Raw genomic sequence first — 24585 nt, 5'->3', positions numbered from 1 at the left:
CCATTGGGTCACGCAGAGGTTGCGTGCGCATTACGCTTTTAGTCATTCACCGGTCCCACGGTCATCGACAAGGGCAGGCTCACGCGAAACAGCGCGCCCTCGCCGATCCGACTGTCGACACTGATGGTGCCGCCGTGGGCAGTGACGATCTGTTCGGAAATAAACAGCCCAAGCCCGAGGCCCGCCGCCACGTGGCTGGCGCTGACCCGCTCGAACTGCTGAAAAATGCGTTTCTGATTCTCTTCGCTGATGCCGATGCCATGGTCCTGCACCTCGACCCGGGCCTCGCCGCCCTCAGCATAGACCCTCACCTCGATCGGGCTCTTGGCCCCGTAACGCAGAGCATTGGTCAGCAGGTTGGAAATCACCTGCTCGATGCGGAACTCATCCCACTGGCCTTCCAGGGGTTGCTCGGCCTGCAGCGTCAGGGACGACTGCGCGGCCTCCACCTGGGGTGCGAAATTCTCCACCAGCCCGCGCACCAGCTGCGCCAGGTCGAAGCGCGACGGGCGGATCGACAGCTTGCCGGTGCGGATCCGCGAAATGTCCAGCATGTCCTCGATCAGGCGGATCAGGCTTTTGATCTGCCGCTCATCGCGGTCGACCATGGCGTGCATCTTGTCCAGGCTGAAGGCGGCAGCGTTCTCCCGGGCCAGGTGCATCTTGCGCAGCTGGGTTTCCAGGATCAGGCCATTGAGGGGCGTGCGCACCTCGTGGGCGACGATGGACATGAAGTCATCGCGCATGCGCACCGCCTGCTCCAGCTCGTTCTGGGTGGCCTGGAGCTGGTTGAGCAGCGCCTGCTGCTCGCGCCGGCTCTGCTCCAGGGCCTCGACCTGCTGCTTCATGGCCTTGCTCTGGCGGTACAGATCGACGAACACATTGACCTTGCTCTTGACCGCATGGATGTCCAGGGGCTTGTACAGAAAGTCCACCGCCCCGCTCTCGTACCCCTTGAAGGCGTAGTTGAGTTCACGCCCGGCGGCGCTGACGAAAACGATGGGAATGTTCTTGGTCTTCTCGGTGCCGCGCATCAGTTCGGCCAGCTCGAAGCCGTTCATGCCGGGCATCTGCACATCGAGGATGGCCATGGCGAATTCGTGCTGGAGCAGCAGCGACAAGGCTTCGTCGGCCGACAGCGCCTTGTACACCGTGCGGTCCTCGCGCTTGATCAGCGCTTCCAGGGCCAGCAGGTTCTCCGGCAGATCGTCGACGATCAGCAGCTTGGCTTGAATTGTACTTAACATGCGATTCGTTCCAGCTCGGCGAGCAGACGGCTGATGCCGCGCAAAGGGAGGATGTAGTCCGGTTGCTGCAGGGCCAGGGCCGCTTCCGGCATGGTGGAGACACGGGCTTCGCCGGGGTCCTGGACAATGGTCAGGCCGCCCTGGCGCTTGACTTCGAGCAAGCCTTGGGCGCCGTCCTGATTGGCCCCGGTCAGCAGTACCGCCGCGAGGTGCTCGCCGTAGGCATCGGCGGCGGACTCGAACAGGTAATCGATGGCCGGCCGCGAGTGATGCAGGCGCTCCTCCTGGCTCAGGGACAAGGTGCGGTCCTGTTCCACCGACAGGTGATAACCGGGGGCGGCGAAGTACAGGGTGCCCGGAACGATCGACTCCTTGTCGTCGGCCTCCTTCACCGTCAGCGCCAGGCGCCGGTCGAAGACCTCGGCCAATTGGCTACGACGCTCGTCGGGCAGGTGCAGGACCACGATCAGCGGCAGGCTGAAACCGGCGCGCAACTCATTGAACAGGCTCAGCAAGGCCTCGACGCCCCCGGCGGAGGCGCCCACCACAATGGCCTCGACCCGAGGCCGCTGCGGCGGCGCGACAGGTTCCTGGCTCATGTCTTGCGGTAGATCCGTTCTTGTTTGACCAAGGGTTCGAAATGCTTGCCATAGGCGGAAAATTCCAGGGTTTCCTTGCTGCCCAGCACCAGGAAGCCTCGGTGGCAGAGCGACTCATGGAACAGCCCAAAGGCTCGATCCTGCAATTTTTTATTGAAGTAAATCAATACGTTACGACAAGAAATTAATTGAGTTTCGGAGAAGACGCTGTCGGTCGCCAGGCTGTGATCGGCAAAGGTCACGTTCTCGCGCAGGGTCTTGTCGAAGATCGCGTAGTCGTAGGCGGCGGTGTAGTAGTCGGCAAACGAGCGCTGGCCGCCGGCCTGCTGGTAGTTGTGGGTGTAGGCCCGCACGTTCTCCAGGGAGAAGATGCCCTGCTTGGCCTTTTCCAGGGAGCTGGGGTTGATGTCGGTGGCGTAGATGATGGTGCGTTCCAGCAGCCCCTCTTCGCGCAGCAGGATGGCCATGGAGTAGACCTCCTCGCCCGTGCTGCAGCCGGCGATCCAGATCTTGATCGACGGATAGGTCTTGAGCAGCGGCACCACTTCCTGGCGGATCGCCAGGAAGTGCGAAGGATCGCGAAACATCTCGCTCACCGGAATGGTCAGGAACTGCAGCAGTTGCATGAACGCGGTCGGGTCGTGCAGCACCCTTTCCTGCAACGCGGAAATGGTCTTGCACTCGAACTGACGCAGGGCATGGTTGACCCGGCGCTTGATCGAAGCGCCGGAATAGTCGCGGAAGTCGTAGCTGTATTTGAGGTAGATCGCTTCGATCAGCAAACGCAGTTCGATCTCGGTATTACGCTCCACTAAATTCTTTCCATTTTCGGTAGCCACACGCGGATAAGGGAAAACAGCCGGTCGAGGTCGATGGGCTTGGCCAGGTAGTCGTTGGAACCGGCCTGCAGGCAGCGCTCCTGATCGTCCTTCATGGCCTTGGCGGTCACGGCGATGATCGGCAGCTTGCGCCAGCGCGGGTCCTTGCGGATCTGCACCGTGGCTTCGAACCCGTCCATCTCCGGCATCATCACGTCCATCAGCACCAGGTCGATATCCTCGACTTCATTGAGGCGGGCAATGGCTTCATGGCCATTGCGCCCGATCACCACCACCGCGCCCTTGTGTTCCAGGGCGCTGGTCAGGGCAAAGATGTTGCGCACGTCGTCATCCACCAGAAGAATCTTGCGCCCCTCGAACACCTTGTCGCGGCTGCGGGCGGTCTTGAGCATCTTCTGCCGCTCATGGGACAACTGGGATTCGACTTTGTGCAGAAAAAGCGTCACTTCATCCAGCAGGCGCTCCGGCGAGCGCGCGCCCTTGATGATGATCGAGCGCGAATACTTGCGCAGCTCGGCCTCTTCGTCCCGGGTCAGGTTGCGCCCGGTGTAGACGATCACCGGCGGGAAGGAGCAGATGTCCTCGGTGGACATGCGCTTGAGCAGGTCGTTGCCGAGCATGTCCGGCAGCTTGAGGTCGATGATCATGCAGTCGTAGACGTTCTCGCGCAGCAGGTCCAGGGCATCCTGGGCCAGGCCCACGGCGGTGATCTCGATGTCGTCGTCGCCGATCAGGCGGGCGATGCTGTCGCGCTGCAGGTCGTCGTCCTCCACCAGCAGCACGCGCTTGACCTTCTGCGTCAGCTTGGCTTCCAGGCGGGCGAACACGTCCTTGAGCTCCTCGCGGGTGGTGGGTTTGACCGCGTAGCCCACGGCGCCCATGTGCATGGCCGCTTCCACCCGGTCTTCGACGGAAATCACGTGCACCGGGATGTGCCGGGTCTGGGGGTGCTCCTTGAGCCGCTGCAGCACCGTGAGCCCGGAATGGTCGGGCAGGCGCATGTCCAGCAGGATCGCATCGGGGACGAACTGCTCCGCCAGGCTGAAGCCTTCGTCGGCGCCATGGGCCACCAGGCAGTGATACCCCAGCTCGTGGGCCAGATCGAAGAGGATGTGCGCAAAGTTCGCCTCATCCTCCACCACCAGGATGCAGCGACCGCTGAACGGCGCCTTGTCCCGGTCATCGGCGAACCGCGGGATCTCGACAGCCGGCGCCTCGGCCGGCGTCGGCGCCACGCTCGGCGGCTGCGCTGCTGCTGCCGGCAACAACGCCGGCTGGGCCACGATCAACGGCTGCGCCGCTTCGCTGTAGTGCTCCGGCAGCACCAGGGTGAAGATACTGCCGCGCCCCGGCTCGCTGCTGACGCTGATCGAGCCGCCGAGCAGGGTCGCCAGATCGCGCGAGATCGACAGCCCCAGGCCGGTGCCGCCATAACGCCGGTTGGTGGTGCCATCGGCCTGGCGGAAAGCCTCGAAGATGCTTTCTTGCTGGTCCGCGGCGATACCGATCCCCGAATCCTCCACGGCGAAGGCAATGCCGGCCCCCGGCTGGGCGGAAACGCTCAGGCTGACCTGGCCCTTTTCGGTGAACTTGACCGCGTTGGACAGCAGGTTCTTGAGAATCTGCTCGACCCGCTGGCGGTCGGTGAACAGCATCTGCGGCACCCCAGGCTGCAGTTGCACCTTGAATTCCAGGCCCTTGTCCGCGGTCAACGGCTGGAACAGGTTGCGCAAGCCATCCACCAGGCGCGGCACGCTGGCGTTTTCCGGACGCACTTCCAGCTTGCCGGCTTCGACCTTGGAAATGTCGAGGATGTCGTTGATCAGGTTCAGCAGGTCATTGCCGGCGGAGTAGATCGATTCGGCGAACTTGACCTGTTCGGCAGTGAGGTTCTCCTGGGGGTTTTCCGCCAGCAGCTTGGCCAGGATCAACGAGCTGTTGAGGGGCGTGCGCAACTCGTGGGACATGTTGGCGAGGAATTCGGACTTGTACCGGCTGGAACGCTGCAACTCCTCGGCGCGCTCTTCGAGCTGGGTCTGCGCCTCGTTCAACTCGTTGTTCTTGCGGTCCATGGCGTCGCGCTGCTCGGCGAGGATCTGCGCCTGTTCGGCCAGGCGTTCGTTGGTCTGCTCCAGCTCCACCTGCTGGGTTTCCAGGTGCACCTGGGACTCCTTGAGAATCCGCGACTGCTCCTCCAGCTCTTCGTTGGCGGTCTTCAACTCTTCCTGCTGCACCTGCAGCTCTTCGTTGAGCTGCTGGGTTTCGGCCAGCACTTCCTGCAGGCGCTGGCGATAGCGCGCGGCCTCGATGGAGGTGCCGATATTGCCGGCAATCAGCTCCAGCAACTCGACGTCGCGCTCGCTCAAGGCCCGCAGGAAGCCCAGCTCGATCACCCCATTGACCCGATCGTCATCCCGGGTCGGCACCACCAGCGCGCTGTGCGGCGCGCCTTCGCCCAGGCCGGAACTGACCTTGAAATAATCCGCCGGCACGTTGTCCAGGCGGATCAGGCGCTTGTGCTGCGCGGCCTGCCCCACCAGGCCTTCATCGCCATACAGCGACTGCTCCTGCTGCTCCTGCTCCCGGGAGAAGCCGTAGGACGCCACGCGCTTGAGGCCGCCGTGGTCTTCGCGCACATACAGCGCCGCCACCGGCGTCCCCAGGTACTGGGCACAGAACTGCAGGATGTTGCGCCCCAGCAGGTTCAGGCTCAGTTGCCCGAGCATCTGTTCGGCCAGTTCAGTCTGGCCGTTGCGCAGCCAGGCTTGCTGCTCCAGGCGGCGCGCGCTCTGGTCCTGGGCCTCAAGGTTGTCGCTGTAGCTTTTCGACAGCGCCAGCAGGTCGCGGCGGCCGATGTAGGCCAGCAGGCCACTGATGCCCACCACGAACAGCAGGTACAGAATCACACTGAAAATGGTCGTGCGGCTGACGTTTTCATTGCGTTCCAGGCGCAACTGCTGCTCCATGGCCACCGCGTCGTCGTACTCCTTGCGGATCTCGTCGGTCAGGCGCTTGCCGCGGCCGGCCTGGACCGCGCCACGGTAGTCGCCGTCCTGCCGACGCAGCTCGATCATGCCCTGGGCGAAGTTGTTCCACTCGGTCTGCAGGGCTTCCAGGCGCTTGAGCCGGTCCACCTGCTGCGGGTTGTCCTTCACCAGCTCCTGAAGGCTGCGCAGCTCGCTGACGATGCGCGGCTTGGCCACTTCGTAGGGGTCGAGAAAGTGCTCATCGCCGGTGATCAGGAAACCGCGCATGCCGGTTTCCAGGTCGATGGTCAGGCGCGCCGCCTCGTTGAGGTTGTTGATCACCCGATCCGTGTGCTGCACCCACTGGATTACCGAGAGCAGGTAGGTGATCAGGGACACGAAAAAAACCGCGCTGAGCACGCCCACACCCAGGGGCAGGCTGATATTGCGGGTCAGCAGCTGGCGAAAACTCTGTTCATCAATCGAAGTCGGACGAATCATTTGATGGACCTGGACGCTGGTAAAAAAAACGAAGTTTGCCCCACATTCGGCCATTACAGCTATTTTTTATAACCTGTGGGTTCACCACTGCAATTGAAGCTGCGCTGGGACAAAGGAAGCGGTTATTCTTGCCGACGCTTGTACAAACGCATTTTTTTGTACAGCTTCGGGAACTTGTGGCCAGCTGCCACTTACTGATGCACAAGGCCGCCTGTCACGCCGCCCCGTCGAATTCATTTCTTGAGAGTGTCCCTATGCCCGCCAGCGCTTCCACCATCCTAGTCGTCGAAGACGATGCCATCGTGCGCATGTTGATTGTCGATGTTCTCGAAGAGCTCGAATTCAGCGTCCTGGAAGCCGATGGCAGCGACGCCGCGCTGCAGCTGCTGGAAGATGCCGGGCAAGGCATCGACCTGCTGATGACGGATGTCGGCCTGCCCGGCATGAACGGTCGCGAACTGGCCGAGCGGGCCCGGCAACTGCGCCCGCAATTGCCGGTGCTGTTCGCCAGCGGTTATGCCGAATCCATCGACGTGCCGGCCGGCATGGCGGTGATCGGCAAGCCCTTTTCCATCGATCAACTGCGGGACAAGGTGCGCAGCATCCTCGGCTGATCCGGTGGCGGCCGGCTGTGGTTTAATGGCGACCTTTTTTTGCCCCCGCCTGCCAGGAATGCCCGCTCATGAGTCCCACCGCCGCAACCAAAGTCCTGATCATTGGTTACGTCTGGCCCGAACCCCGCTCCTCCGCCGCCGGCGGGCACATGATGCAGATCCTCCAGAGCTTTCTCGACCAGGGTTGGGAGCTGACCTTCAGCAGCCCTGCCAACGAGGGCGAGCACAAGGAGGACCTGGCGGCCCTGGGCATCCGCGAGTGCCCGATCGAACTCAACAACAGCAGTTTTGACCGCTTCGTCGCCGAGCTGGCGCCGGATATCGTGCTGTTCGACCAGTTCATGATGGAAGAGCAATTCGGCTGGCGCGTCGAGCAGCACTGCCCCAATGCCCTGCGCGTCCTGGAAACCTCGGACCTGCAATGCCTGCGCCACGCCCGCCACCAGCGCCTCAAGGATCACCTCAAGGCCGGCGCCGACGAGGATGACTTCAGTGCGCTGTTCAGCCGGGCGCCGGCGGAAGAATTCCGCCACATGGCCGACACCGACCTGGCCAAGCGCGAGATCGCCGCCATCTACCGCTGCGACCTGAGCCTGATGATCTCCGAAGTGGAAATCGAGCTGCTGGTGCAGCAGTTCCGCCTGCCCCCGGCCTTGCTGCACTGGTGCCCGCTGATGCTGGAGCGGTTGCCGGAGGAGTTCCCGCCCTTCGAACAGCGGGCGCATTTCCTCAGCATCGGCAATTTCCGCCACGCGCCGAACTGGGACGCCGTGCTGTGGATGAAGAATCGCGTGTGGCCGCTGATCCGTCAGCAATTGCCCGGCGCGCAACTGCACCTGTACGGCGCCTACACCCCGCCCAAGGCCGCGGCGCTGCACAACCCGGCCCAGGGCTTTCACATCATGAACTGGGCCGAAGACGCGCTGCAGGTGATGAGCGCGGCGCGGGTCTGCCTGGCGCCCCTGCGCTTCGGCGCCGGGATCAAGGGCAAGCTGCTGGACGCCATGCTCTGCGGCACGCCGAGCGTGACCACCCCGGTGGGCAGCGAATCCATGTCCCAGGACGACCTGCCGTGGCCGGGGGCGGTGGCCGAGTCCGCCAGCGCCCTGGCGGCGGCCGCGGTGCGCCTGTATCAGGATCAGGCCTTGTGGGACCAGGCCCAGGCCGATGGCGCCCGCCTGCTGCAAGCCCGCTACCGCCAGCAGGTCCACGGCCCGGCGCTGATCCAGCGCCTGCAGCACTGCCGTCAGCACCTGCAACACCTGCGCCGCGACAACTTCACCGGCGCCATGCTGCGCCACCACCATCACAAGAGCACCCAATACATGGCGCAGTGGATCGAGGCGAAGAACCGCCCCGCCTCCTGACCCCGCGCCCTTCACCCGAGAGCCGGCCAGCCGGTGCCTACAAAAACCGTGGCCTGCCCGCTGCGGGAGCTGGCTGGCCAGCGAAGGCGCCAGCAAGTTCAGCACAGACCTTGCGCCCCTCCCCGCCGTACAGCCGACTCACGCGGGGACGGGCACCCACCTCATCCATAGAAGTAAACGAATCTCGTTCAGCTTGCGTTCAGCAGATGGCAATGATCTTCATTTAGCAATGAGTATCATTATGTTACAAATTGATTCCCTAGCCATTGCCCCGCCGGTGCTGAATGCTCGTTCCATTTCTGATCATGCTGCGCGAAGGGATTGAAGCCGCGCTTATCGTTGGCATCATCGCCAGTTACCTGCAACAGACCGGCCGCGGCCAGTGGATGCCCGCGGTGTGGATCGGGGTGTTCCTCGCCGCGGCCCTGGCCCTGCTGGTGGGTGGCGGCCTGGAACTGATGAGCGCCGAGTTCCCGCAGAAGCAGCAGGAACTCTTCGAGGGCATCGTCGGCCTGGTGGCCGTGGGCATCCTCAGCTCCATGGTGTTCTGGATGCGCAAGGTGGCCCGTTCCATCAAGCACTCCCTGCAGGTGTCGCTGGACCAGGCCCTGGCCGGTTCCCGGCATCAGGTCATGGCCCTGATCGCCATGGTGTTCTTCGCCGTCGCCCGCGAAGGTCTGGAAACCGTGTTCTTCCTGCTGGCGGTGTTCCAGCAGAGCGAAGGCCCCGGCGCGCCCATTGGCGCCCTGCTCGGCCTGAGCGTGGCCATCATCGTCGGCTTCCTGATCTACAGCGGCAGCATGCGCCTGAACCTCGGGCTGTTCTTCCGCTGGACCGGGCTGTTCATCCTGCTGGTGGCCGCCGGCATCCTCGCCAACTCGGTGCAGGCCCTGCACGAAGCCGGGATCTGGAACCACTGGCAGACCGTGCTCTTCGACTTCAGCGCCAGCCTGCCCATGGACGGCCCTTTGGGCTCGGTGCTGGCCGGCATGTTCGGCTATCAGGACGCGCCTACCGTCAGCACCCTCGGCGCCTATGGGCTGTACCTGGCGGTGACCCTGGTGCTGTTCTTCCTGCCCGCTGGCGCTCCGGCCAAGGCGCCGGCCCCGACCTCTTCCGTTTCCAGTCAGTAAGGCTCCCCCATGACCCAGCAAGCCTCTCCCCAGGCCTCGCCGCCCCGCGCCTTGCGCTGGGCGGTGGCCGGCTCGGTGATCGTGATGATCGCCGCCGGCGGGCTGTTCTATTACGCCTCGCAACTGGCCGCCGACAAGCGCCAGGCGCACCAGGGCGAAATCACCGTGACCATCCACCCCAAGAGCTGTGAGCCCAATGCGCTGACGGTTCCGGCCGGGCACGCCAGCTTTCGCATCGTCAACCGCTCCGATCGCGCCGTGGAATGGGAAATCCTCGACGGCGTGCTGGTGGTCGAGGAGCGCGAGAACATCGCCCCGGGCCTGAGCCAGGTGATCAACGCCAACTTGCAACCGGGCGACTACGCCATGACCTGCGGGCTGTTGAGCAACCCCCGCGGCACCCTGCATGTGACGGCCACCGCCGAGTCCGAGGCCCAGGCCAAGGCCGGTCCCTCGCTGGTGGCCTTTATCGGTCCGCTGTCGGAGTTCCGGGTCTACCTGAGCCTTTCCGCCAGCGCCCTGGTCAAGGCGGTGAACGCCTTGCAGCAAGCCATCGACGCCGGCGACCTGAAGCAGGCCCAGGCCCTGTACCTGCCGGCCCGCGCCGCCTATCAGCGTCTGGCGCCGGCGGCCCAGCGCCTGGCCGAGCTGGACAACGCCATCAACGCCCGCGCCGACTACTTCGAGCAGCGCGAGCAGGACCCGGGCTTTCGCGGCTTCCACCGCCTGGAATACGGCCTGTTCGAGCAACGCGACCTGGCCGGCCTGGCCCCGGTGGCGCAAGGCTTGTCCAGCGATGTGGCGCGCCTCAAGGAACAGCTGCTGGCCCAGACCCTGGCGCCGCAGCAACTGGTGGACCTGGTGGCGCGCAACCTGCGCAGTCTGGCCGAGCGGCGAGCCGGCAGCGGTGAAGAAGAACGCTACAGCCACAGCGACCTCAACGGCTTTGCCGCCAACCTGGAAACCACGCGCAAGGTCATCGACCTGCTGCGCCCCCTGCTGAGCAAATCCGCCGCCCCCTTGCTGACCCAGGTGGACGCCGCCACCCAGGCCCTGGCCAGTCGCCTCGACAACCTGCGCCAAGGCTTCGGCTACGTGGCCTACGACCAAGTCAGCGCTGCACAACGCCAAGAGATCGCCGACAAGGCCAAGGCCCTGGCCGACGCCCTCGACGCCATCGACCCCGCACTCGGCCTTTCCGGCCTGTAACCAGACGAGCCCTCCATGAACGATTCAGATCAAGCCAACCCCTCCTTCAGCGCCCAACGCCGGCGCGTACTGCTGGGCATGGGCGCCGCCGGCGTGGCCCTGGCCGGCAGCAGCCTGAGCGGTCCGGCCATGGCCGCCGCGCAGGCCCAGGTCACCCAAGCCCCGAGCAGCGACCGGACCCTGGATCGCCACGATTTCCACGGCCGCCACCAGAGCGGCATCGTCACCCCACGTCCGGCGGCGGGCATGCTGGTGTCCTTCGATGTCCTGGCCCGCGACCGTGACGACCTGGAGCGGTTGTTCCGCACCCTCAATCAGCGCATCGCCTTTCTCATGAGTGGCGGCCCGGTGACCCAGGTCGACCCGAAGCTGCCGCCGCTGGACTCCGGCATCCTCGGCCCGGTGGTGACCCCGGACAACCTGACCATCACCGTGTCGGTGGGCGCCTCGTTGTTCGACGAGCGCTTCGGCCTGGCGGCGGCCAAGCCCAAGCGCCTGATCCGCATGGTCGGCTTCCCCAACGACGCCCTGGAACCGGCCTGCTGCCACGGCGACCTGAGCCTGCAGTTCTGCGCCAACACCGCCGACACCAACATCCACGCCCTGCGCGACATCGTGAAGAACCTGCCGGACCTGCTGCTGGTGCGCTGGAAACAGGAAGGCAGCGTACCGCCCCAGGCTCCGGCCAAGCCCGGCGAGCCGGCGCAGAGCGCGCGCAACTTCCTGGGTTTTCGCGATGGTTCGGCCAACCCCGACTCCAATGACCAGCAGGCCATGCAGCAGATCGTCTGGGTCCAGCCCGGCAGCGACGAACCGGCCTGGGCGGCCCATGGCAGCTACCAGGCGGTGCGGATCATCCGCAACTTCGTCGAGCGCTGGGACCGCACCCCGCTGCAAGAGCAGGAAAGCATCATCGGCCGGGTCAAGACCACGGGGGCGCCCATGGATGGCCAGAAGGAAAGCCAGGTGCCCGACTACAGCAAGGACCCCCACGGCAAGCTGACCAAGCTCGACGCGCACATCCGCCTGGCCAACCCGCGCACCGCGCAGACCCGGCAGAACCTGATCCTGCGCCGGCCGTTCAACTACTCCAACGGGGTCAACAAGAACGGCCAGCTGGACATGGGCCTGCTGTTCATCTGCTACCAGGCCGACCTGGAAAAAGGCTTTATCGCGGTACAGACCCGCCTCAACGGCGAACCCCTGGAGGAGTACCTCAAGCCCACCGGCGGCGGTTACTTCTTCACCTTGCCGGGGGTCACCGGCGCAGAGGATTTCATCGGCCGCTCGCTGCTCGATGCCACCCGAGCGACAACCACGGCCTGACACCCCCAACACAACCACCCCCACGGAAACGTCCCATGAAAAAGTCGCCTCTCGCTGTGTTGCTGACCCTCGGCCTGCTCCACGCCCCACTGTCGGCGTTCGCCGCCACCGCGCCCCTGGAGCTGGTGGGGCCGATCTCCGACTACAAGATCTACGTCACCGAACAGCTCGATGAGCTGGCCAGCCATACCCAGCAGTTCACCGCCGCGGTGAAACAGGGCGACCTGGCCAGCGCCAAAAAGCTCTACGCGCCGACCCGGGTCTACTACGAGTCGATCGAACCGATCGCCGAGCTTTTCAGTGACCTGGACGCGTCCATCGACTCGCGGGTCGACGATCACGAACAAGGCGTCAAGGCCGCAGACTTCACCGGCTTCCACCGCCTGGAATACTCGCTGTTCTCGGAAAACAGCACAGAAGGCCTGGGCGAGCTGGCCGATCGTCTGAACAAAGACGTCAAGGACCTGCAAACCCGCGTCGCCGGCCTGACCTTCCCGCCGGAAAAAGTCGTCGGCGGCGCCGCCGCGCTGCTGGAAGAAGTGGCCGCGACCAAGATCTCCGGCGAGGAAGACCGCTACAGCCACACCGACCTCTACGACTTCCAGGGCAACATCGACGGCGCCAAGAAAATCGTCGACCTGTTCCGCGGCCAGATCGCCAAGCAGGACCAGGCCTTTGTCGCCAAGGTGGACAAGAACTTCGCCACGGTGAACACCATCCTGGCCAAGTACAAAACCGCCGACGGCGGCTTCATGACCTACGACAAGGTCAAGGACAGCGACCGCAAGGCCCTGGTGGGCCCGGTCAACACCCTGGCCGAAGACCTCTCGACCCTGCGCGGCAAACTGGGCCTGAACTGAACCCGACGCCCACGCCGCCACACCAGCCGCTCCTTGTAGGAGCTGGCTTGCCAGCGAAAGCGTTCTTGAGCTCAACCCGCCTCAAGGCACTCTTCGTCAGCCAGCCCGCGCCAGCGGCAGCATCACCGATGCAGATAAGACTGGGCTGTGACGCGTTATCCCGATAACGTTCACGGCCCATCACTTTCATGGACGACCCTGCATGTCTCGCCCCTTGGCTGCCCGTGCGCCGCTGACTGCCACACCCTTCTCACTGCTGCCGCTGATGGCCGCCTACATGGCCTGCACCATGTCGATGATGGCCTTCGTCTCGCTGATCGGCCCGATCTCTCGGGCGCTGGGCCTGGAGACCTGGCATGCCGGCGCCGCGGTGACCGTTTCCGGAGTGATCTGGATGCTCCTGGCGCGCCCCTGGGGCCAGGCCAGCGACCGCTTCGGCCGGCGCCGGGTCCTGCTGCTGGGCACCGCCGGCTTCACCATCGCCTACTGGGCGCTGTGCCTGTTCATCGACCTGTCGCTGCACAGCCTGCCCAGCGTCGCCATGGCCTTTCTCGGCCTGATGCTCGGACGCGGCCTGATCGGTGCCTTTTATGCGGCGATTCCGGTGGGCGGCTTCGCCCTGATCGCCGACAACATCGAACCCGAGCATCGCGCCCGGGCCATGGCCACCCTCGGCGCGGCCAACGCCGTGGGCCTGGTGATCGGTCCGGCGATCGCCGCGCTGCTGGCCCGCTACAGCCTGAGCCTGCCGTTCTACGCCATGGCGGTATTGCCATTGCTGGCGTTCCTGGTACTGCGCTACAAGCTGCCGCGCCAGGAACTGCACCTCAAGCATGCCCCCAGCCCGGTCCGCCTGAATGACCCGCGGCTGCTGCGACCGATGACAGTGGCCTTTGTCGCCATGCTCTGCGTGTCCATCGCCCAGATCACCGTGAGTTTCTACGCCCTGGATCGCCTGCGCTTGAACCCGGCCGAGGCGGCGCAGACCGCCGGGGTGGCCCTGGCCATGGTCGGCGTGGCGTTGATCTGCGCCCAGCTGGTGGTGCGCAAGCTGGAATGGCCGCCATTGCGCATGATCCGCTACGGCGCCCTGCTCTCGGCCTTGGGCTATGCCGGCAGCATGCTGGTGGACAGCGCCTGGGGCCTGTGGCTGGCGTTCTTTGTCTCGGCGGCGGGCATGGGCGGGGTGTTTCCGTCGTTCTCGGCCCTGGCGGCGAATGCCGTGCAAGCCTCGGAACAGGGCGCTGCCGCCGGCAGCATCGGCGCCGCCCAGGGCCTGGGCGTGGTCATCGGGCCCATGGCCGCCAGCCTGATCTACGCCATCGAACCGCGCCTGCCTTACCTGCTGGCGGCGGTGCTGCTGGTGCTGATCGCCATCTGGCCACACCCCCGCTCCCTGTAGCCGCTGCCGCAGGCTGCGAACGGCTCCGCAGGAGGCGTCGTTCTTGGAGGCGCTGAAGGCCCTGCGGGCCTTTACGCAGCCTCGGCAGCGGCTACGCGTTACAGCATGCGGTAGAGCAGGCGTTCGATGCGCACGCGGCTGACCCGGCGCAGGAACTTGCTCACGGCCTCGGGGTAGTCCACCAGGCTGTCCAGGTACTGGAAATGCTCGATGCGCTTTGTGTGGCGATAAATCTGCGCCTGCTCGGCGCTGCGCGCCTCCAGCAACTGGCCCTTGGGGTCGTCCAGCAGCAGGGCGTTTTCCAGGTCCAGGCGAAACGCCCGGGGGTTGAGGTTGTTGCCGGTGAGCAAGGTGTAGCGCTCATCGACCCACATCCCCTTGAGGTGGTAGGTGTTGTCACCGTCACGCCACAGGTGCAGGTTCAGCAGGCCACTGTCGATGACTTTCTGGTGGCGCTTGGCGAAACGTCGCAGGCTGATCTCGTACAGGTAAGGCAGGGCCGCGATGACCTTGAACGGCTCGCTGGGCGGGATGTAGAAGTCGTTGGCGGTCTTGTCGCCGACAATGATGTCGATCTTCACCCCCCGCTCCAGGGCCCGGTTGATTTCCCGGGTCACCATCAAGGGCAGGTTGAAATACGGGGTGCAAATGGTCAGTTGCTGCTGGGCCCCCGCGATCAGCTCGCAGATCACCCGGTTCAGCGGGTTGCCCTTGCCGACCCCGAGCAACGGACTGACCGACAGCCCGCTCTTGTCCAGGCCACCGGCGGTGGTGTCATAGGTGGCGTGCTTGAGGCGACTGCGCAGGTCACCGATGTCGTTGCGCAGGCTGCGGGTGGTCGGCAGGTTCGGCAGGTCAAGGCGATGGACCGCCCGCGACTCCACCAGACCGTGCTGCACCAGATGATGCATGGAGTCGGCCAGGGCGCGGTTGTGCAGCAAGTGGTAACGGTCGAACCGGTACTTGTCGAACTTGTGCAAGTACACATTGTTCAGGCTGGCGCCGCTGTAGAGCACGCAATCGTCGATCACGAAGCCCTTGAGGTGCAGGACCCCGAACAGCTCCCGGGTCTGCACCGGCACGCCGTAAATCGGCACTTCGCTGGCGTGGGTGCGGGTCATCTCCTGGTACCAGGCCGAATTGCCCGGCTGCTTGCCGGCACCGATCAGGCCGCGCTGGGCGCGCAACCAATCGACCACGACCACCACGTCCAGCTCCGGGCGGGCGGCCTTGGCGGCGTGCAGGGCATCAAGGATCTCCTGGCCGGCTTCGTCCTGTTGCAGGTACAGGGCAACGATGTAGATGCGCCGGGTGGCCTGGGCGATTTGCTCCAGCAGCGTGCGGCGAAATTGTGCAGCGCCGGCAAGCGTGGTGAAGGCCTCGGCGGCCAGGGGGAAGCTGCGCAGCTTGGGCAGCAGGGAACGTTTGAAAAGCGACGGCATAGGGCTCGCAGTGGCTCAAATCCAAAGAGCGCAAGAGCTTACACCATGCAACAGGCTGAGTCCCCTGCCCGACCTGTACAAGACCATTTGCCCCGCCCTGAACGGCGAAGGAGCCTTCGGATACTGCGCAAGACCCGGTGACGCCTTCGCTGGCGAGCCAGCTCCTACATCGCAGGGGAACTTCGATAATCGACAAAATAATTATTTGACCAAGGAGAACGATCGTTCTACTCTTTGCTCCATGAACGAAATCACTCCCCCTGAAACACGCGACATTATCCTCGACGTCACCGAGAAGCTGATCTACAAGAGCGGCATTGCCGCCACGGGCATGGATCTGTTGGTGAAGACAGCCGGGGTCTCTAGAAAGAGCATCTATCGCTATTTCAACAACAAGGACGAACTGGTGGTGGCCGCCCTGGAGCGTCGCGACCAGCGCTGGATGCACTGGTACAGGACCGAAGTCAACCGGGCCGAAGGCTCTGCGCAGCGGCTGCTGGCGCTGTTCAGCGTGCTCAAGGGCTGGTTCGAATCCGAAGGTTTTCGCGGCTGCGCCTTTATCAACACCAGCGGCGAGACGGGCGATCCACAAGACCCGGTGCGCCAGGTGGCGAAACAACATAAACAGAAACTGCTCGATTTCGTGACCGAGCTTTGCCAAGAACATGGCGTGCAACATCCCGAGGGACTGGCAGCGCAACTGCTGATCCTGATCGATGGCGCCATTACCGTTGCCCTTGTCATGGGCGATCACAGTGCTGCTGATAATGCGCAATGCATGGCGCGAAAGTTATTGGACCTCTGATTGTTTTAAACAAGTGCAACTGCTTTGTTTGAACAGCAACTTTCATTGGAGACAAATCATGTCGTCTAACGCTCAAGTGCGCCCGCCCCTTCCGCCTTTCACTCGCGAGTCGGCGATTGAAAAGATCCGTCTGGCTGAAGATGGCTGGAACTCCCGGGACCCGGAACGGGTGTCCCTGGCCTACACCCTGGACACCCAATGGCGTAACCGCGCCGAGTTCGCCCACAACCGCGAAGAGGCCAAGGCCTTTCTCGCCCGCAAATGGGCCAAGGAGCTGGATTACCGCCTGATCAAGGAACTCTGGGCCTTTACCGACAACCGCATCGCCGTGCGCTACGCCTATGAATGGCACGACGACTCGGGCAACTGGTTCCGTTCCTACGGCAACGAGAACTGGGAGTTCGACGAACAAGGCCTGATGGCCCGGCGGTTTGCCTGCGTCAACGACATGCCGATCAAGGCAACCGAGCGCAAGTTCCACTGGCCCCTGGGCCGGCGCCCGGATGACCACCCAGGCCTTAGCGACCTGGGCCTGTAACCCGGCCCAAGGTTCTTATACCTAGCGCCCCCGTAGGAGCTGGCTTGCCAGCGAAGGCGTCCTCAAGCCTTGCACCGAGGCCAAAGGCCCTTTCGCCGGCAAGCCGGCTCCTACAAGGCAATCTCGTGCAACAAGCCTTGCATCGGGCTGGTGAACCGCTTCGCCGGTAAGCAACGCGGCGTTCACGCCGCGGCTTCTTGCTCCTTGAGCCGGGCCTGGGCTTCCAGCTCCCGCACCAGGGGCAATACCCACTTGCCGAAGTATTCGACCTCTTCCTGAAAATGCAGGAACCCCGCCAGCACCAGGTCCACCCCCACCGCCTTCAACTCGACGATGCGCTGGGCAATCTGCTGCGGGGTGCCGATCAGGTTGGTCTTGAAGCCGTCGTTGTACTGCACCAGGTCCTCGAAGCTGGACTTGGCCCAGTTGCCCTCGCCTTCGGGCGAGGCCCTGCCGGCCTGCTTTGCTGCATCGCCAAAGGCATTCACCGCCTGCGGATCGGCCTTGTCGATAATCTCCGCCAGCACCGCCCGGGCTTCTTCCTCGGTGTCCCGGGCGATCACAAAGGCATTCACCCCGACTTTCACCGAATGCTGGTTGGCCGCGGCCTTGGCGCGGATATCGTCCACCTGGGCCTTGATCCCCTCGACGCTGTTGCCATTGGTGAAGTACCAGTCCGACACACGCGCGGCCATGTCCCGCGCCGCCCGCGAACTGCCGCCCTGGAAGATCTCCGGCTGGCCCAGGGGCTTGGGCTTGAGGCTGTAGTTGTCAAAGCGATAGAAGTCGCCCTTGAAGGTGAAGTGGTCCTGGCTCCAGATCCCGCGCAGGGAACGGATGAACTCCTCGGAACGCCGATAGCGCTCGTCGTGCTCCAGCCAGTGCTCGCCAATCGCCTGGAACTCGCCCTTGAACCAGCCGCTGACAATGTTCACCGCGATCCGGCCATTGGTCAGTTGATCGATGGTAGCCAGCTGCTTGGCCGCCAGCGCCGGTTGCCAGGGCCCGGGCAGGATCGCCGCGATCACCTTGAGCTTGCTGGTGGCGGCCAGCAGCGCGTGGCTGAAGGCCACCGACTCGTGCTGGTACTCGGCGCCATAGCCGGCGGTGAAGCGGATCTGGGTCAGGGCGTATTCGAAACCGGCCTCCTCGGCGATCTGCGCCAGTTTGCGGTTGTAGTCGATGCCCCAGTGGGTGCGCTGCTCGATCTTGCTCACCACCAGACCACCGCTGACGTTGGGCACCCAATAGGCAAATTTCACGGCTTGCTGACTCATGGCTCGTTCCTCGGGACAGGTAAAGGTGCAAGGACCAGAGCAGCAAGCGTGCCAGCGCCTGCCGGTGGCCTGGCTCGACCCGCCCCACAGGCTTCGAAGATCCGCGCCAAAGCGCGCCGGGCCGGGCCGCGCTCGGCTGGCGGGCGGCGCCTGCGCACTTGCTGTAGCGGGTCCGGCCGCGGCCTGTATCCGCGGCGAGCGCAGCGTCGCAACACCGCGCAAACGGACGATTTGTTGATGATGTGTTGCCCGGGCAACAGTTGGCCGCCCCTGCCGCGGGCCGATCCCCAGGCAGGCCGGGCCGCGGGATCTCGGCATGCTGTGTGCAAGCGGTGTGCAAAGGGCCGCCTAGGCACCCACTGTTTTTTCTGCCGAACCCAGGAGCTACGCCATGACTGAACACCAGGTAATCAATCCATTGTCCTTGGGGGTCGATTACGCGCCTCTGGCCGAGCGCTTCCGCCCGATCTTCCAGCGCATCGCCGCCGGTGCCGTGGAGCGCGAGCACAGCCGCACCTTGCCTTATGAACCCATCCAGTGGCTCAAGCAGGCCGGCTTCGGCGCCGTGCGGGTGCCCGTGGAATATGGCGGCGGCGGTGCCTCCCTGCCCCAGCTGTTGCAACTGCTGATCGAGCTGGCCGAAGCCGACGCCAATGTGCCCCAGGCCCTGCGCGGGCACTTCGCCTTTGCCGAGGACCGCCTCAACGCTGCGCCCGGGCCGGGCCGGGACCTGTGGTTCAAGCGCTTTGTCGAGGGCGATATCGTCGGCTGCGCCTGGACCGAGATCGGCGCGGTGGAGATTGGCCAGGTCATGACCAAGGTGACGCCGGACGGCGAAAAATGGCGCCTCAACGGCGAGAAGTTCTACAGCACCGGCAGCATTTTCTCCGACTGGATCGATGTCTACGCCCAGCGCACGGACACCGGCGGCGATGTGATCGCGGCGGTGCGCACCCGTCAGCCGGGCATCCAGCAGAGCGATGACTGGGATGGTTTCGGCCAGCGCACCACCGGCAGTGGCACCTCGCGTTTCAACGACGCCGAAGTCGAGGCCGAGAACATCATCGACTTCGCCACCCGCTTCAAGTACCAGACGGCCTTCTACCAACTGGTGCTGCTGGCGACCCTGGCCGGGATCGGCCGCGCCGCGCTGCGCGATGTGGCCCACGAAGTGCGGGTGCGCAAGCGCATCTACAGTCACGGCAACGCGCCCCAGGTCAGCGCCGATGCCCAGGTGCAGCAAGTGGTGGGCGAGATTGCCGCCCTGGTGTACGCGGCCGAGGCCGCGACAGTCCGCGCGGCGGCACCGGCCCAACAGGCCTACCTGGCGCGCTTTGCCGGGGATGAGGCGCAGGAGCGAGCGGCCAATGTGGCGGCGGAGATCGAATCGGCCACGGCCCAGGTGGTGGTCACCGAACTGATCCAGCGTGCCACCAGTGAGCTGTTCAACGCCCTCGGGGCCTCGGACATTCGCCAGGGCAAGGCCCTGGATCGGCATTGGCGCAATGCGCGCACCGTGTCTTCGCACAACCCGGTGATCTACAAGGCGCGGATCGTCGGCGACTGGCAGATCAACGGCAGCGAACCGCCTTTTGTCTGGCAGATCGGCAACGGCCCGCAACGCTAACCCTTCCCTGCACCGTCCGTAGGAGCTGGCTTGCCAGCGAAGGCACCCTCCGGTCGTGCGCAAGGCTCAAAGGCCCATTCGCCGGCAAGCCGGCTCCTACGATAGGGGTATCAGACCAAGGTCGAGGCGGTCGCGCAGCGGGCGGGGTTGCAGGTAAGATGGCGGTCTTGCGCGCAGCCCCCTTTGCGCTTCCCGCCGAACAATAAGCCGAATCCATGCCCTTCGATCTCAGCGTTGACCTGACCACCCTCGCCATTCTCGCCCTCGTGGCCTTCATCGCTGGTTTCATCGACGCCATTGCCGGCGGTGGCGGCCTGCTGACCACCCCGGCTCTGCTCACCGCCGGCTTGCCGCCGCATCTGGTGCTGGGGACCAACAAGCTCAGCTCGACCTTCGGCTCGGCCACTGCCAGCTTCACCTTCTACCGGCGCAAGCTGTTCCACCCCAGGCAGTGGATGCACGCCATCGTCGGCACCCTGGTGGGCGCGCTGACCGGGGCCATCGTCGCCCATTACCTGCCGGCCGAGTGGCTGAACAAGATGCTGCCGGTGATCGTCTTCGCCTGCGGCCTGTACCTGCTGTTCGGCGGCACGCCCAAGGCGCCGCTGGACAGCGACGCGCCGATCAAGAAGAAGTGGCAATCGAGCCAGGGCTTCAGCCTGGGCTTCTACGACGGCGTGGCCGGGCCCGGCACCGGAGCGTTCTGGACCGTGAGCAGCCTGCTGCTCTACCCCATCGACCTGGTCAAGGCCAGCGGCGTGGCCCGCAGCATGAACTTCGTCAGCAACATCGCGGCGCTGTCGGTGTTCGTGTTCTCCGGGCAGGTGGACTGGATCATCGGCCTGTGCATGGGCCTGTCGGTGATGGTCGGGGCCTTCTTCGGGGCACGCACCGCCATCAGCGGTGGTGCCAAGTTCATTCGCCCGGTGTTCATCACCGTGGTGCTCGGATTGACCGTGCGCCTAGCCTGGCAGCACTGGTTCAGCGTGGCCTAGACGACGCGCCACATAGAGGTCGATCAGGTAGCGGGCGATCGAGCGCGAGGCCGGCAACGGCGGCAGCGCATGGACGTTGAACCACTGGGCGTCCTCGATCTCGTCTTCCTGGGGCACGATTTCGCCGCCGGCATATTCGGCGTGAAAGCCCAGCATCATCGAATGCGGGAACGGCCAGCACTGGCTGCCCACGTACTGGATGTTCTTGACCTCGATGCTCACCTCTTCGCGCACTTCGCGGATCAGGCAGTCCTCCGCCGACTCGCCGGGCTCGGCAAAGCCGGCCAGGGTGCTGTAGACCCCGGTGACGAAACGCGGCGAACGGGCCAGGAGAATCTCGTCGCCGCGGGTGACCAGCACGATCATGCTCGGTGAAATCCGCGGGTAGGCCCGCAGATCGCAAGGCTCGCAGTACATCGCCCGCTCCCCCGGCACTTGCCGCATGGCCCGGCCGCAACTGCCGCAGAAGCGATGCTCCCGGGCCCAGGTGCCGATCTGCGCGGCATAGCCCAGGACCTTGTACAGGGTGTGATCGCCCTCCAGCATGAAGGCCCGCAGGCCTTTCCAGCCGCAGCCCGCCACGTCGGCGCGGCCACTGAGCTCCAGCAGGTACACCGGCTCGCCATCGAGATGGCCGATGCCGTGCTCGGCCAGCAGCGGCAGGTCCTGGCCCTTGAGCCAGTGCCGCGGGAACAGCGCGCCGTTGTCGTCATAAAGAAAGCCGTCCGGGCCACGGGCCACGGCCCAGCCGCCAGGAAGTTGGGTATCCAGTACTGCGGTGGTCCAGCGTTCAATCATCGTCAATCAATCCAGAAATTCGGGTTTCTGTTTGCTCATGTGGGCGGCAATGGCCACACGCAAGTCGGTGGATTGCAGCATCGCGGCGTTCCAGGTGGCGACATATTCCAGGCCGTCGTCGATCCGGTGGTCACGCATGTAGCTGAGCATTTCCTTGGTGCCGCTGACCGCGATCGGCGACTTGGCGGCAATCTCCCGGGCAATCTCCATGACCCCGTCCAGCAGGCTGGCGGCATCGCGGTAGGTGCGGTTGACCAGGCCGATGTGACGCGCTTCCTCGGCACCGAAGGTGCACCCAGTGTAGGCCAGCTCGCGCAACATGCCGTCGCCGATGATACGCGGCAAACGTTGCAGTGTGCCGACATCCGCGGCCATGCCGATGTCGATTTCCTTGATCGAGAACTGCGCGTCATCGGCGGCGTAACGCATGTCGCAGGCGCTGATCAGGTCGATCGCGCCGCCCAGGCAGTAGCCCTGGATCGCCGCCAGCACCGGCTTGCGGCAGTTGTCCACGGCATTGAAGGAGGATTGCAGTTGCAGGATCTTGCGCCGCAGCAGGCGCGCGTTGCGGCCCACGTCCTTGCCCAGTTCGTTGGCCACCCCGGCCAGCAGCATCAGGTCGATGCCTGAGGAAAAGTGCTTGCCGGCGCCGCTGAGCACCACCACCCGCACCGCGTCGGTGTCGTCGATCCAGCGGAAGATCTCGACGATCTCGCTCCAGAACGCAGCGTTCATGGCATTGATCTTTTCCGGGCGGTTGATCTGCACATGGGCGATGTTGTCAGCGAGTTCGACGCGAAAGGCTTGGTATTCGGACATGGCAGTGATCCTTTACTGGGCGGAAAATGAGGGCCGAACTATAGCAAGTGGCGTCGCCGCCCCGTAAGCCAGCGCATTGGCCAAAAGCGGGACTGGCTGCGGGTTGGCGCGTGCTCTTGAAGTCAGTGGGCTTTCGCCCCTTGCGGCCGGGGCAGGCTCAGGCGAAAACGTGCGCCGCCCAGGGGCGAGGCCTCGGCGGTCAGGGTGCCGTCCTGGGCTTGCAGGGCGCGGCGGCTGATGGCCAGCCCCAGGCCAAAACCGCCGGTGGAGCGGTCGCGGCTGCGATCCAGGCGATAGAACGGCTCGAACACCCGTTCGCGCTCAGCGTCGGGAATGCCGATGCCGTCATCGTCCACCCAGATCTCGCAGCGCTCGTCGCTGACCAGCACCCCGACCTGGATGCGTTTCTCGCAGTAGCGGGTGGCGTTGCGCAGCAGGTTCTGCAGGGCCCGGGCGGTGAGCCGCGGGTCCAGGGTGAAACGCTCCAGGGTGCCGTGCAGCAGCACATCGATGACCAGGTCCGACTCCAGCTCGTCGTCGACGCTGCCCAGGATGCTGTCGATGAACTCGTCCAGGGACACCTCGACCTGCTCCGGCAGGCAGGCCGGGTTCTGCAGGCGGCTGTAGGACAGCAATTCCAGCACCAGTTCATCCAGCTCGCGGATATGCGCCACCAGCCCTTGCAGGCGCTCGCGGCTGGCCGCCGGCAGATCGTCGGAGAGCACCAGGGCCAGGCCGAAATCCAGCCGGGTCAAGGGGGTGCGCAGCTCATGGGACACGGCGTTGAGCAGGTCCCGCTGCTGGTTGAGAAGCTGCTCGATGTCCCCGGCCATGGTGTCGAAGACATGGGCCAGGCTGCCGATGTTGGAACTGCCGGGCAGTTGCGTGCGTTCACTCAAGTGGCCCTTGCCGAAGCGCTCGGCAGTGCGCTTCAAGCGCTCCAGATCGCGCCAGTGCGGCCTGACCCAAAGCAGCAGGCAGGCCAGCAGCACCGCGACGATCAGCACGTTGATGCTCCAGTACAGCAGGTTGACGTCCAGCGGATCCGGCGGCACCACCAGCTTGACCGCCAGTTGCTCGTCCAGCGGCGACACCGCCAGGGTGCGCCAGCCCCAGTCCCCCAGGCGCACCACCTTTTCGCCGCGGGCCAGGCGCTCGCGTTCGTAAGGGCTGAAATCCGGGTCGTCGATGCGTACCAGGGCCACTTGCAGCGGATGGAATTCCTGGTCCATTTCCTTGACCAGATCCGGCCACTGCGCGGCGGGAACGGCGCGGAACTGCTTGACGATCAAGCCTTGCAGGCCGCGGGACTGTTCCAGGTTGTAATCCACGAAGCGCTCGTGGAAGACCTTGATCACCAGGTCCGGAATCAGGTAGATCGCCGCGCTGAAGGCGACGATGGTGATCAGGTACAGCCGGACCAGGATGCGCAGCATGGAATCAGCATTCCCACTCGGAGCGGCTGAACAGGTAGCCCTTGCCCCAGACGGTCTTGATCTTGCGCGCTTCGCCGGCGTGGTCGTCGAACTTGCGCCGCAACTTGGAAATGGCCACGTCCACCGAGCGGTCGGTGCCGTTGAACTCGATGCCCCGCAGCCGCTGGAGGATCTGGTCGCGGCTCAGCACTTCGCCGGCATGCCGGGCCAGCACCACCAGCAGGTTGTACTCGCCACTGGACAGCTCCACCAACTGTTCGCGCCAGGTCACGGTGCGCTCGCACAGGTCGATGCACAGGTTGCCCATGAGGATCTGGTCGCTGGCGGTCTGCGGCTCGCCGAGGCTGCTGCGGCGCAACAGGGTACGCACCCGGGCCAGCAGCACTCGCGGTTCGCAAGGTTTTGTCACATAGTCGTCGGCGCCCATTTCCAGACCCAACACCTGATCATGGCTATCATCGCGGGCGGTCAGCATCAGGATCGGCAAGGTGGCCGAATCGGCGCGCAACAAGCGACAGACCTGCAAACCATCCAAGCCCGGCAGCATCAGATCGAGGATCACCAGGTCCGGCGGACTGGCCTTGGCCCGTTCGCGCACCTGATCGCCGCGACTGATCACACTGACCTGATAGCCATTGCGCTCCAGGTAGCTGGCAATCAGCTCCGAGAGCGCGGTGTCGTCTTCGACAAGAAGAATATTGGGCATGACAAGGAGTCTTTATTGAAGAAATACGGAGTAGCGGCGTTCCTTATAGAGCACCGGGCAACAGCAGCAAGGCGCCAAG

Annotated in this window: 21 protein-coding genes; 11 read left to right on the top strand and 10 right to left on the bottom strand. The window is 64.6% G+C overall.

From position 1 onward, the window contains the following. Nucleotides 1–38: 38 nt before the first annotated feature. Genes GWQ44_RS17990 through GWQ44_RS17975 form a run of 4 tightly spaced genes read right to left on the bottom strand, consistent with a single transcriptional unit; the run spans nt 39 to nt 6152 of the window. The gene (locus GWQ44_RS17990; protein ID WP_275927927.1) at nt 39–1247 is read right to left on the bottom strand and encodes a hybrid sensor histidine kinase/response regulator; all 1209 of its coding nucleotides are present in this window, start codon (nt 1245–1247) and stop codon (nt 39–41) included. Further along, nucleotides 1241–1846, bottom strand: a complete 606-nt coding sequence (locus tag GWQ44_RS17985) for a chemotaxis protein CheB (RefSeq protein WP_275927926.1) — start codon at nt 1844–1846, stop codon at nt 1241–1243. The genes GWQ44_RS17990 and GWQ44_RS17985 overlap by 7 nt, the downstream gene beginning before the upstream one ends. Continuing rightward, entirely contained in the window at nt 1843–2658 is an 816-nt protein-coding gene (locus GWQ44_RS17980; RefSeq protein ID WP_016964143.1) for a protein-glutamate O-methyltransferase CheR, read from the bottom strand. Before GWQ44_RS17980 ends, GWQ44_RS17985 begins: the two co-directional genes overlap by 4 nt. After that, nucleotides 2658–6152 (bottom strand): response regulator, encoded by a 3495-nt coding sequence (locus GWQ44_RS17975; RefSeq protein WP_275927925.1) that lies wholly within the window; start codon nt 6150–6152, stop codon nt 2658–2660. The genes GWQ44_RS17980 and GWQ44_RS17975 overlap by 1 nt, the downstream gene beginning before the upstream one ends. A 254-nt stretch (nt 6153–6406) precedes the next feature. Between GWQ44_RS17975 and GWQ44_RS17970 the strand changes: the two genes are divergently transcribed. From GWQ44_RS17970 to GWQ44_RS17940, 7 genes are all read left to right on the top strand, one after another. Next, nucleotides 6407–6766: a response regulator gene (locus GWQ44_RS17970; RefSeq protein WP_103742314.1), complete on the top strand. Its 360-nt coding sequence runs from the start codon at nt 6407–6409 to the stop codon at nt 6764–6766. A gap of 68 nt (nt 6767–6834) precedes the next feature. Beyond that, complete coding sequence (locus GWQ44_RS17965; RefSeq protein ID WP_275927924.1) at nt 6835–8133, top strand: glycosyltransferase; 1299 nt, start codon at nt 6835–6837, stop codon at nt 8131–8133. Nucleotides 8134–8417: 284 nt separating this feature from the next. Next, the gene (gene efeU / locus GWQ44_RS17960; protein ID WP_275927923.1) at nt 8418–9266 is read left to right on the top strand and encodes an iron uptake transporter permease EfeU; all 849 of its coding nucleotides are present in this window, start codon (nt 8418–8420) and stop codon (nt 9264–9266) included. A 9-nt stretch (nt 9267–9275) separates the two neighbouring features. After that, nucleotides 9276–10475, top strand: a complete 1200-nt coding sequence (gene efeO, locus GWQ44_RS17955) for an iron uptake system protein EfeO (RefSeq protein ID WP_103742316.1) — start codon at nt 9276–9278, stop codon at nt 10473–10475. Nucleotides 10476–10490: 15 nt separating this feature from the next. Beyond that, nucleotides 10491–11801, top strand: a complete 1311-nt coding sequence (efeB, locus tag GWQ44_RS17950; protein WP_275927922.1) for an iron uptake transporter deferrochelatase/peroxidase subunit — start codon at nt 10491–10493, stop codon at nt 11799–11801. Nucleotides 11802–11836: 35 nt separating this feature from the next. Continuing rightward, entirely contained in the window at nt 11837–12661 is an 825-nt protein-coding gene (gene efeO, locus GWQ44_RS17945) for an iron uptake system protein EfeO (RefSeq protein ID WP_199010687.1), read from the top strand. 202 nt (nt 12662–12863) lie between these two features. Continuing rightward, nucleotides 12864–14063 (top strand): MFS transporter, encoded by a 1200-nt coding sequence (locus GWQ44_RS17940; protein WP_275927921.1) that lies wholly within the window; start codon nt 12864–12866, stop codon nt 14061–14063. Nucleotides 14064–14161: 98 nt separating this feature from the next. Here the strand turns inward: GWQ44_RS17940 and pssA are convergent, their stop codons facing one another. Next, on the bottom strand, nt 14162–15505 hold the full coding sequence (pssA, locus tag GWQ44_RS17935; RefSeq protein WP_275927920.1) for a CDP-diacylglycerol--serine O-phosphatidyltransferase: 1344 nt from the start codon (nt 15503–15505) through the stop codon (nt 14162–14164). A 241-nt stretch (nt 15506–15746) separates the two neighbouring features. Between pssA and GWQ44_RS17930 the strand changes: the two genes are divergently transcribed. Together GWQ44_RS17930 and GWQ44_RS17925 are read left to right on the top strand one after the other, a co-directional pair. Further along, a complete protein-coding gene (locus tag GWQ44_RS17930; RefSeq protein WP_016965719.1) occupies nt 15747–16310 on the top strand; it encodes a TetR/AcrR family transcriptional regulator in 564 nt (187 codons plus the stop codon). A gap of 58 nt (nt 16311–16368) precedes the next feature. Continuing rightward, complete coding sequence (locus tag GWQ44_RS17925; protein ID WP_016965720.1) at nt 16369–16848, top strand: nuclear transport factor 2 family protein; 480 nt, start codon at nt 16369–16371, stop codon at nt 16846–16848. Nucleotides 16849–17030: 182 nt separating this feature from the next. Here GWQ44_RS17925 and sfnG read toward each other — a convergent pair whose 3' ends face one another. Next, a complete protein-coding gene (gene sfnG, locus GWQ44_RS17920; protein ID WP_047304719.1) occupies nt 17031–18125 on the bottom strand; it encodes a dimethylsulfone monooxygenase SfnG in 1095 nt (364 codons plus the stop codon). A gap of 391 nt (nt 18126–18516) precedes the next feature. Between sfnG and GWQ44_RS17915 the strand changes: the two genes are divergently transcribed. Beyond that, on the top strand, nt 18517–19752 hold the full coding sequence (locus GWQ44_RS17915) for an acyl-CoA dehydrogenase family protein (RefSeq protein WP_275927919.1): 1236 nt from the start codon (nt 18517–18519) through the stop codon (nt 19750–19752). A 215-nt stretch (nt 19753–19967) separates the two neighbouring features. After that, nucleotides 19968–20747 carry a TSUP family transporter gene (locus tag GWQ44_RS17910; RefSeq protein WP_047304721.1) on the top strand — a complete coding sequence of 260 codons (780 nt, stop codon included), beginning with the start codon at nt 19968–19970 and terminating at the stop codon, nt 20745–20747. Here the strand turns inward: GWQ44_RS17910 and nudC are convergent. The 4 genes from nudC to GWQ44_RS17890 form a co-directional block, all read right to left on the bottom strand. Then, nucleotides 20715–21545, bottom strand: coding sequence for an NAD(+) diphosphatase (gene nudC, locus GWQ44_RS17905; protein WP_047304722.1), 831 nt, complete (start codon nt 21543–21545; stop codon nt 20715–20717). The two genes, GWQ44_RS17910 and nudC, sit on opposite strands and share 33 nt — an antisense overlap. A gap of 6 nt (nt 21546–21551) precedes the next feature. Further along, nucleotides 21552–22364: a crotonase/enoyl-CoA hydratase family protein gene (locus GWQ44_RS17900; protein ID WP_275927918.1), complete on the bottom strand. Its 813-nt coding sequence runs from the start codon at nt 22362–22364 to the stop codon at nt 21552–21554. Between the two features lie 122 nt (nt 22365–22486). Then, nucleotides 22487–23800, bottom strand: coding sequence for an ATP-binding protein (locus GWQ44_RS17895; protein ID WP_047304724.1), 1314 nt, complete (start codon nt 23798–23800; stop codon nt 22487–22489). A gap of 4 nt (nt 23801–23804) precedes the next feature. Then, nucleotides 23805–24506 carry a response regulator transcription factor gene (locus GWQ44_RS17890; RefSeq protein WP_016965040.1) on the bottom strand — a complete coding sequence of 234 codons (702 nt, stop codon included), beginning with the start codon at nt 24504–24506 and terminating at the stop codon, nt 23805–23807. Nucleotides 24507–24585 lie beyond the last annotated feature (79 nt).

It is taken from the genome of Pseudomonas sp. 3MA1, assembly GCF_029237275.1.
Taxonomy (GTDB): Bacteria; Pseudomonadota; Gammaproteobacteria; order Pseudomonadales; family Pseudomonadaceae; genus Aquipseudomonas; species Aquipseudomonas fluorescens_AP.
The sequence above is the reverse complement of the archived record's forward strand: the minus strand, read 5'-3'. Positions and strand labels throughout refer to the sequence as shown.

Excerpts from the sequence above, each read along its gene's own strand:
- GWQ44_RS17940 (WP_275927921.1), top strand. The coding sequence starts at position 12,864 with ATGTCTCGCCCCTTGGCTGCCCGTGCGCCGCTGACTGCCACACCCTTC.
- efeO (WP_199010687.1), top strand. The coding sequence starts at position 11,837 with ATGAAAAAGTCGCCTCTCGCTGTGTTGCTGACCCTCGGCCTGCTCCAC.
- efeO (WP_103742316.1), top strand. The coding sequence starts at position 9,276 with ATGACCCAGCAAGCCTCTCCCCAGGCCTCGCCGCCCCGCGCCTTGCGC.
- efeB (WP_275927922.1), top strand. The coding sequence starts at position 10,491 with ATGAACGATTCAGATCAAGCCAACCCCTCCTTCAGCGCCCAACGCCGG.
- pssA (WP_275927920.1), bottom strand. The coding sequence starts at position 15,505 with ATGCCGTCGCTTTTCAAACGTTCCCTGCTGCCCAAGCTGCGCAGCTTC.
- GWQ44_RS17990 (WP_275927927.1), bottom strand. The coding sequence starts at position 1,247 with ATGTTAAGTACAATTCAAGCCAAGCTGCTGATCGTCGACGATCTGCCG.
- GWQ44_RS17970 (WP_103742314.1), top strand. The coding sequence starts at position 6,407 with ATGCCCGCCAGCGCTTCCACCATCCTAGTCGTCGAAGACGATGCCATC.
- GWQ44_RS17895 (WP_047304724.1), bottom strand. The coding sequence starts at position 23,800 with ATGCTGCGCATCCTGGTCCGGCTGTACCTGATCACCATCGTCGCCTTC.
- GWQ44_RS17975 (WP_275927925.1), bottom strand. The coding sequence starts at position 6,152 with ATGATTCGTCCGACTTCGATTGATGAACAGAGTTTTCGCCAGCTGCTG.
- efeU (WP_275927923.1), top strand. The coding sequence starts at position 8,418 with ATGCTCGTTCCATTTCTGATCATGCTGCGCGAAGGGATTGAAGCCGCG.
- GWQ44_RS17900 (WP_275927918.1), bottom strand. The coding sequence starts at position 22,364 with ATGTCCGAATACCAAGCCTTTCGCGTCGAACTCGCTGACAACATCGCC.
- GWQ44_RS17925 (WP_016965720.1), top strand. The coding sequence starts at position 16,369 with ATGTCGTCTAACGCTCAAGTGCGCCCGCCCCTTCCGCCTTTCACTCGC.
- sfnG (WP_047304719.1), bottom strand. The coding sequence starts at position 18,125 with ATGAGTCAGCAAGCCGTGAAATTTGCCTATTGGGTGCCCAACGTCAGC.
- GWQ44_RS17890 (WP_016965040.1), bottom strand. The coding sequence starts at position 24,506 with ATGCCCAATATTCTTCTTGTCGAAGACGACACCGCGCTCTCGGAGCTG.
- GWQ44_RS17910 (WP_047304721.1), top strand. The coding sequence starts at position 19,968 with ATGCCCTTCGATCTCAGCGTTGACCTGACCACCCTCGCCATTCTCGCC.
- GWQ44_RS17985 (WP_275927926.1), bottom strand. The coding sequence starts at position 1,846 with ATGAGCCAGGAACCTGTCGCGCCGCCGCAGCGGCCTCGGGTCGAGGCC.
- GWQ44_RS17915 (WP_275927919.1), top strand. The coding sequence starts at position 18,517 with ATGACTGAACACCAGGTAATCAATCCATTGTCCTTGGGGGTCGATTAC.
- GWQ44_RS17965 (WP_275927924.1), top strand. The coding sequence starts at position 6,835 with ATGAGTCCCACCGCCGCAACCAAAGTCCTGATCATTGGTTACGTCTGG.
- GWQ44_RS17930 (WP_016965719.1), top strand. The coding sequence starts at position 15,747 with ATGAACGAAATCACTCCCCCTGAAACACGCGACATTATCCTCGACGTC.
- nudC (WP_047304722.1), bottom strand. The coding sequence starts at position 21,545 with ATGATTGAACGCTGGACCACCGCAGTACTGGATACCCAACTTCCTGGC.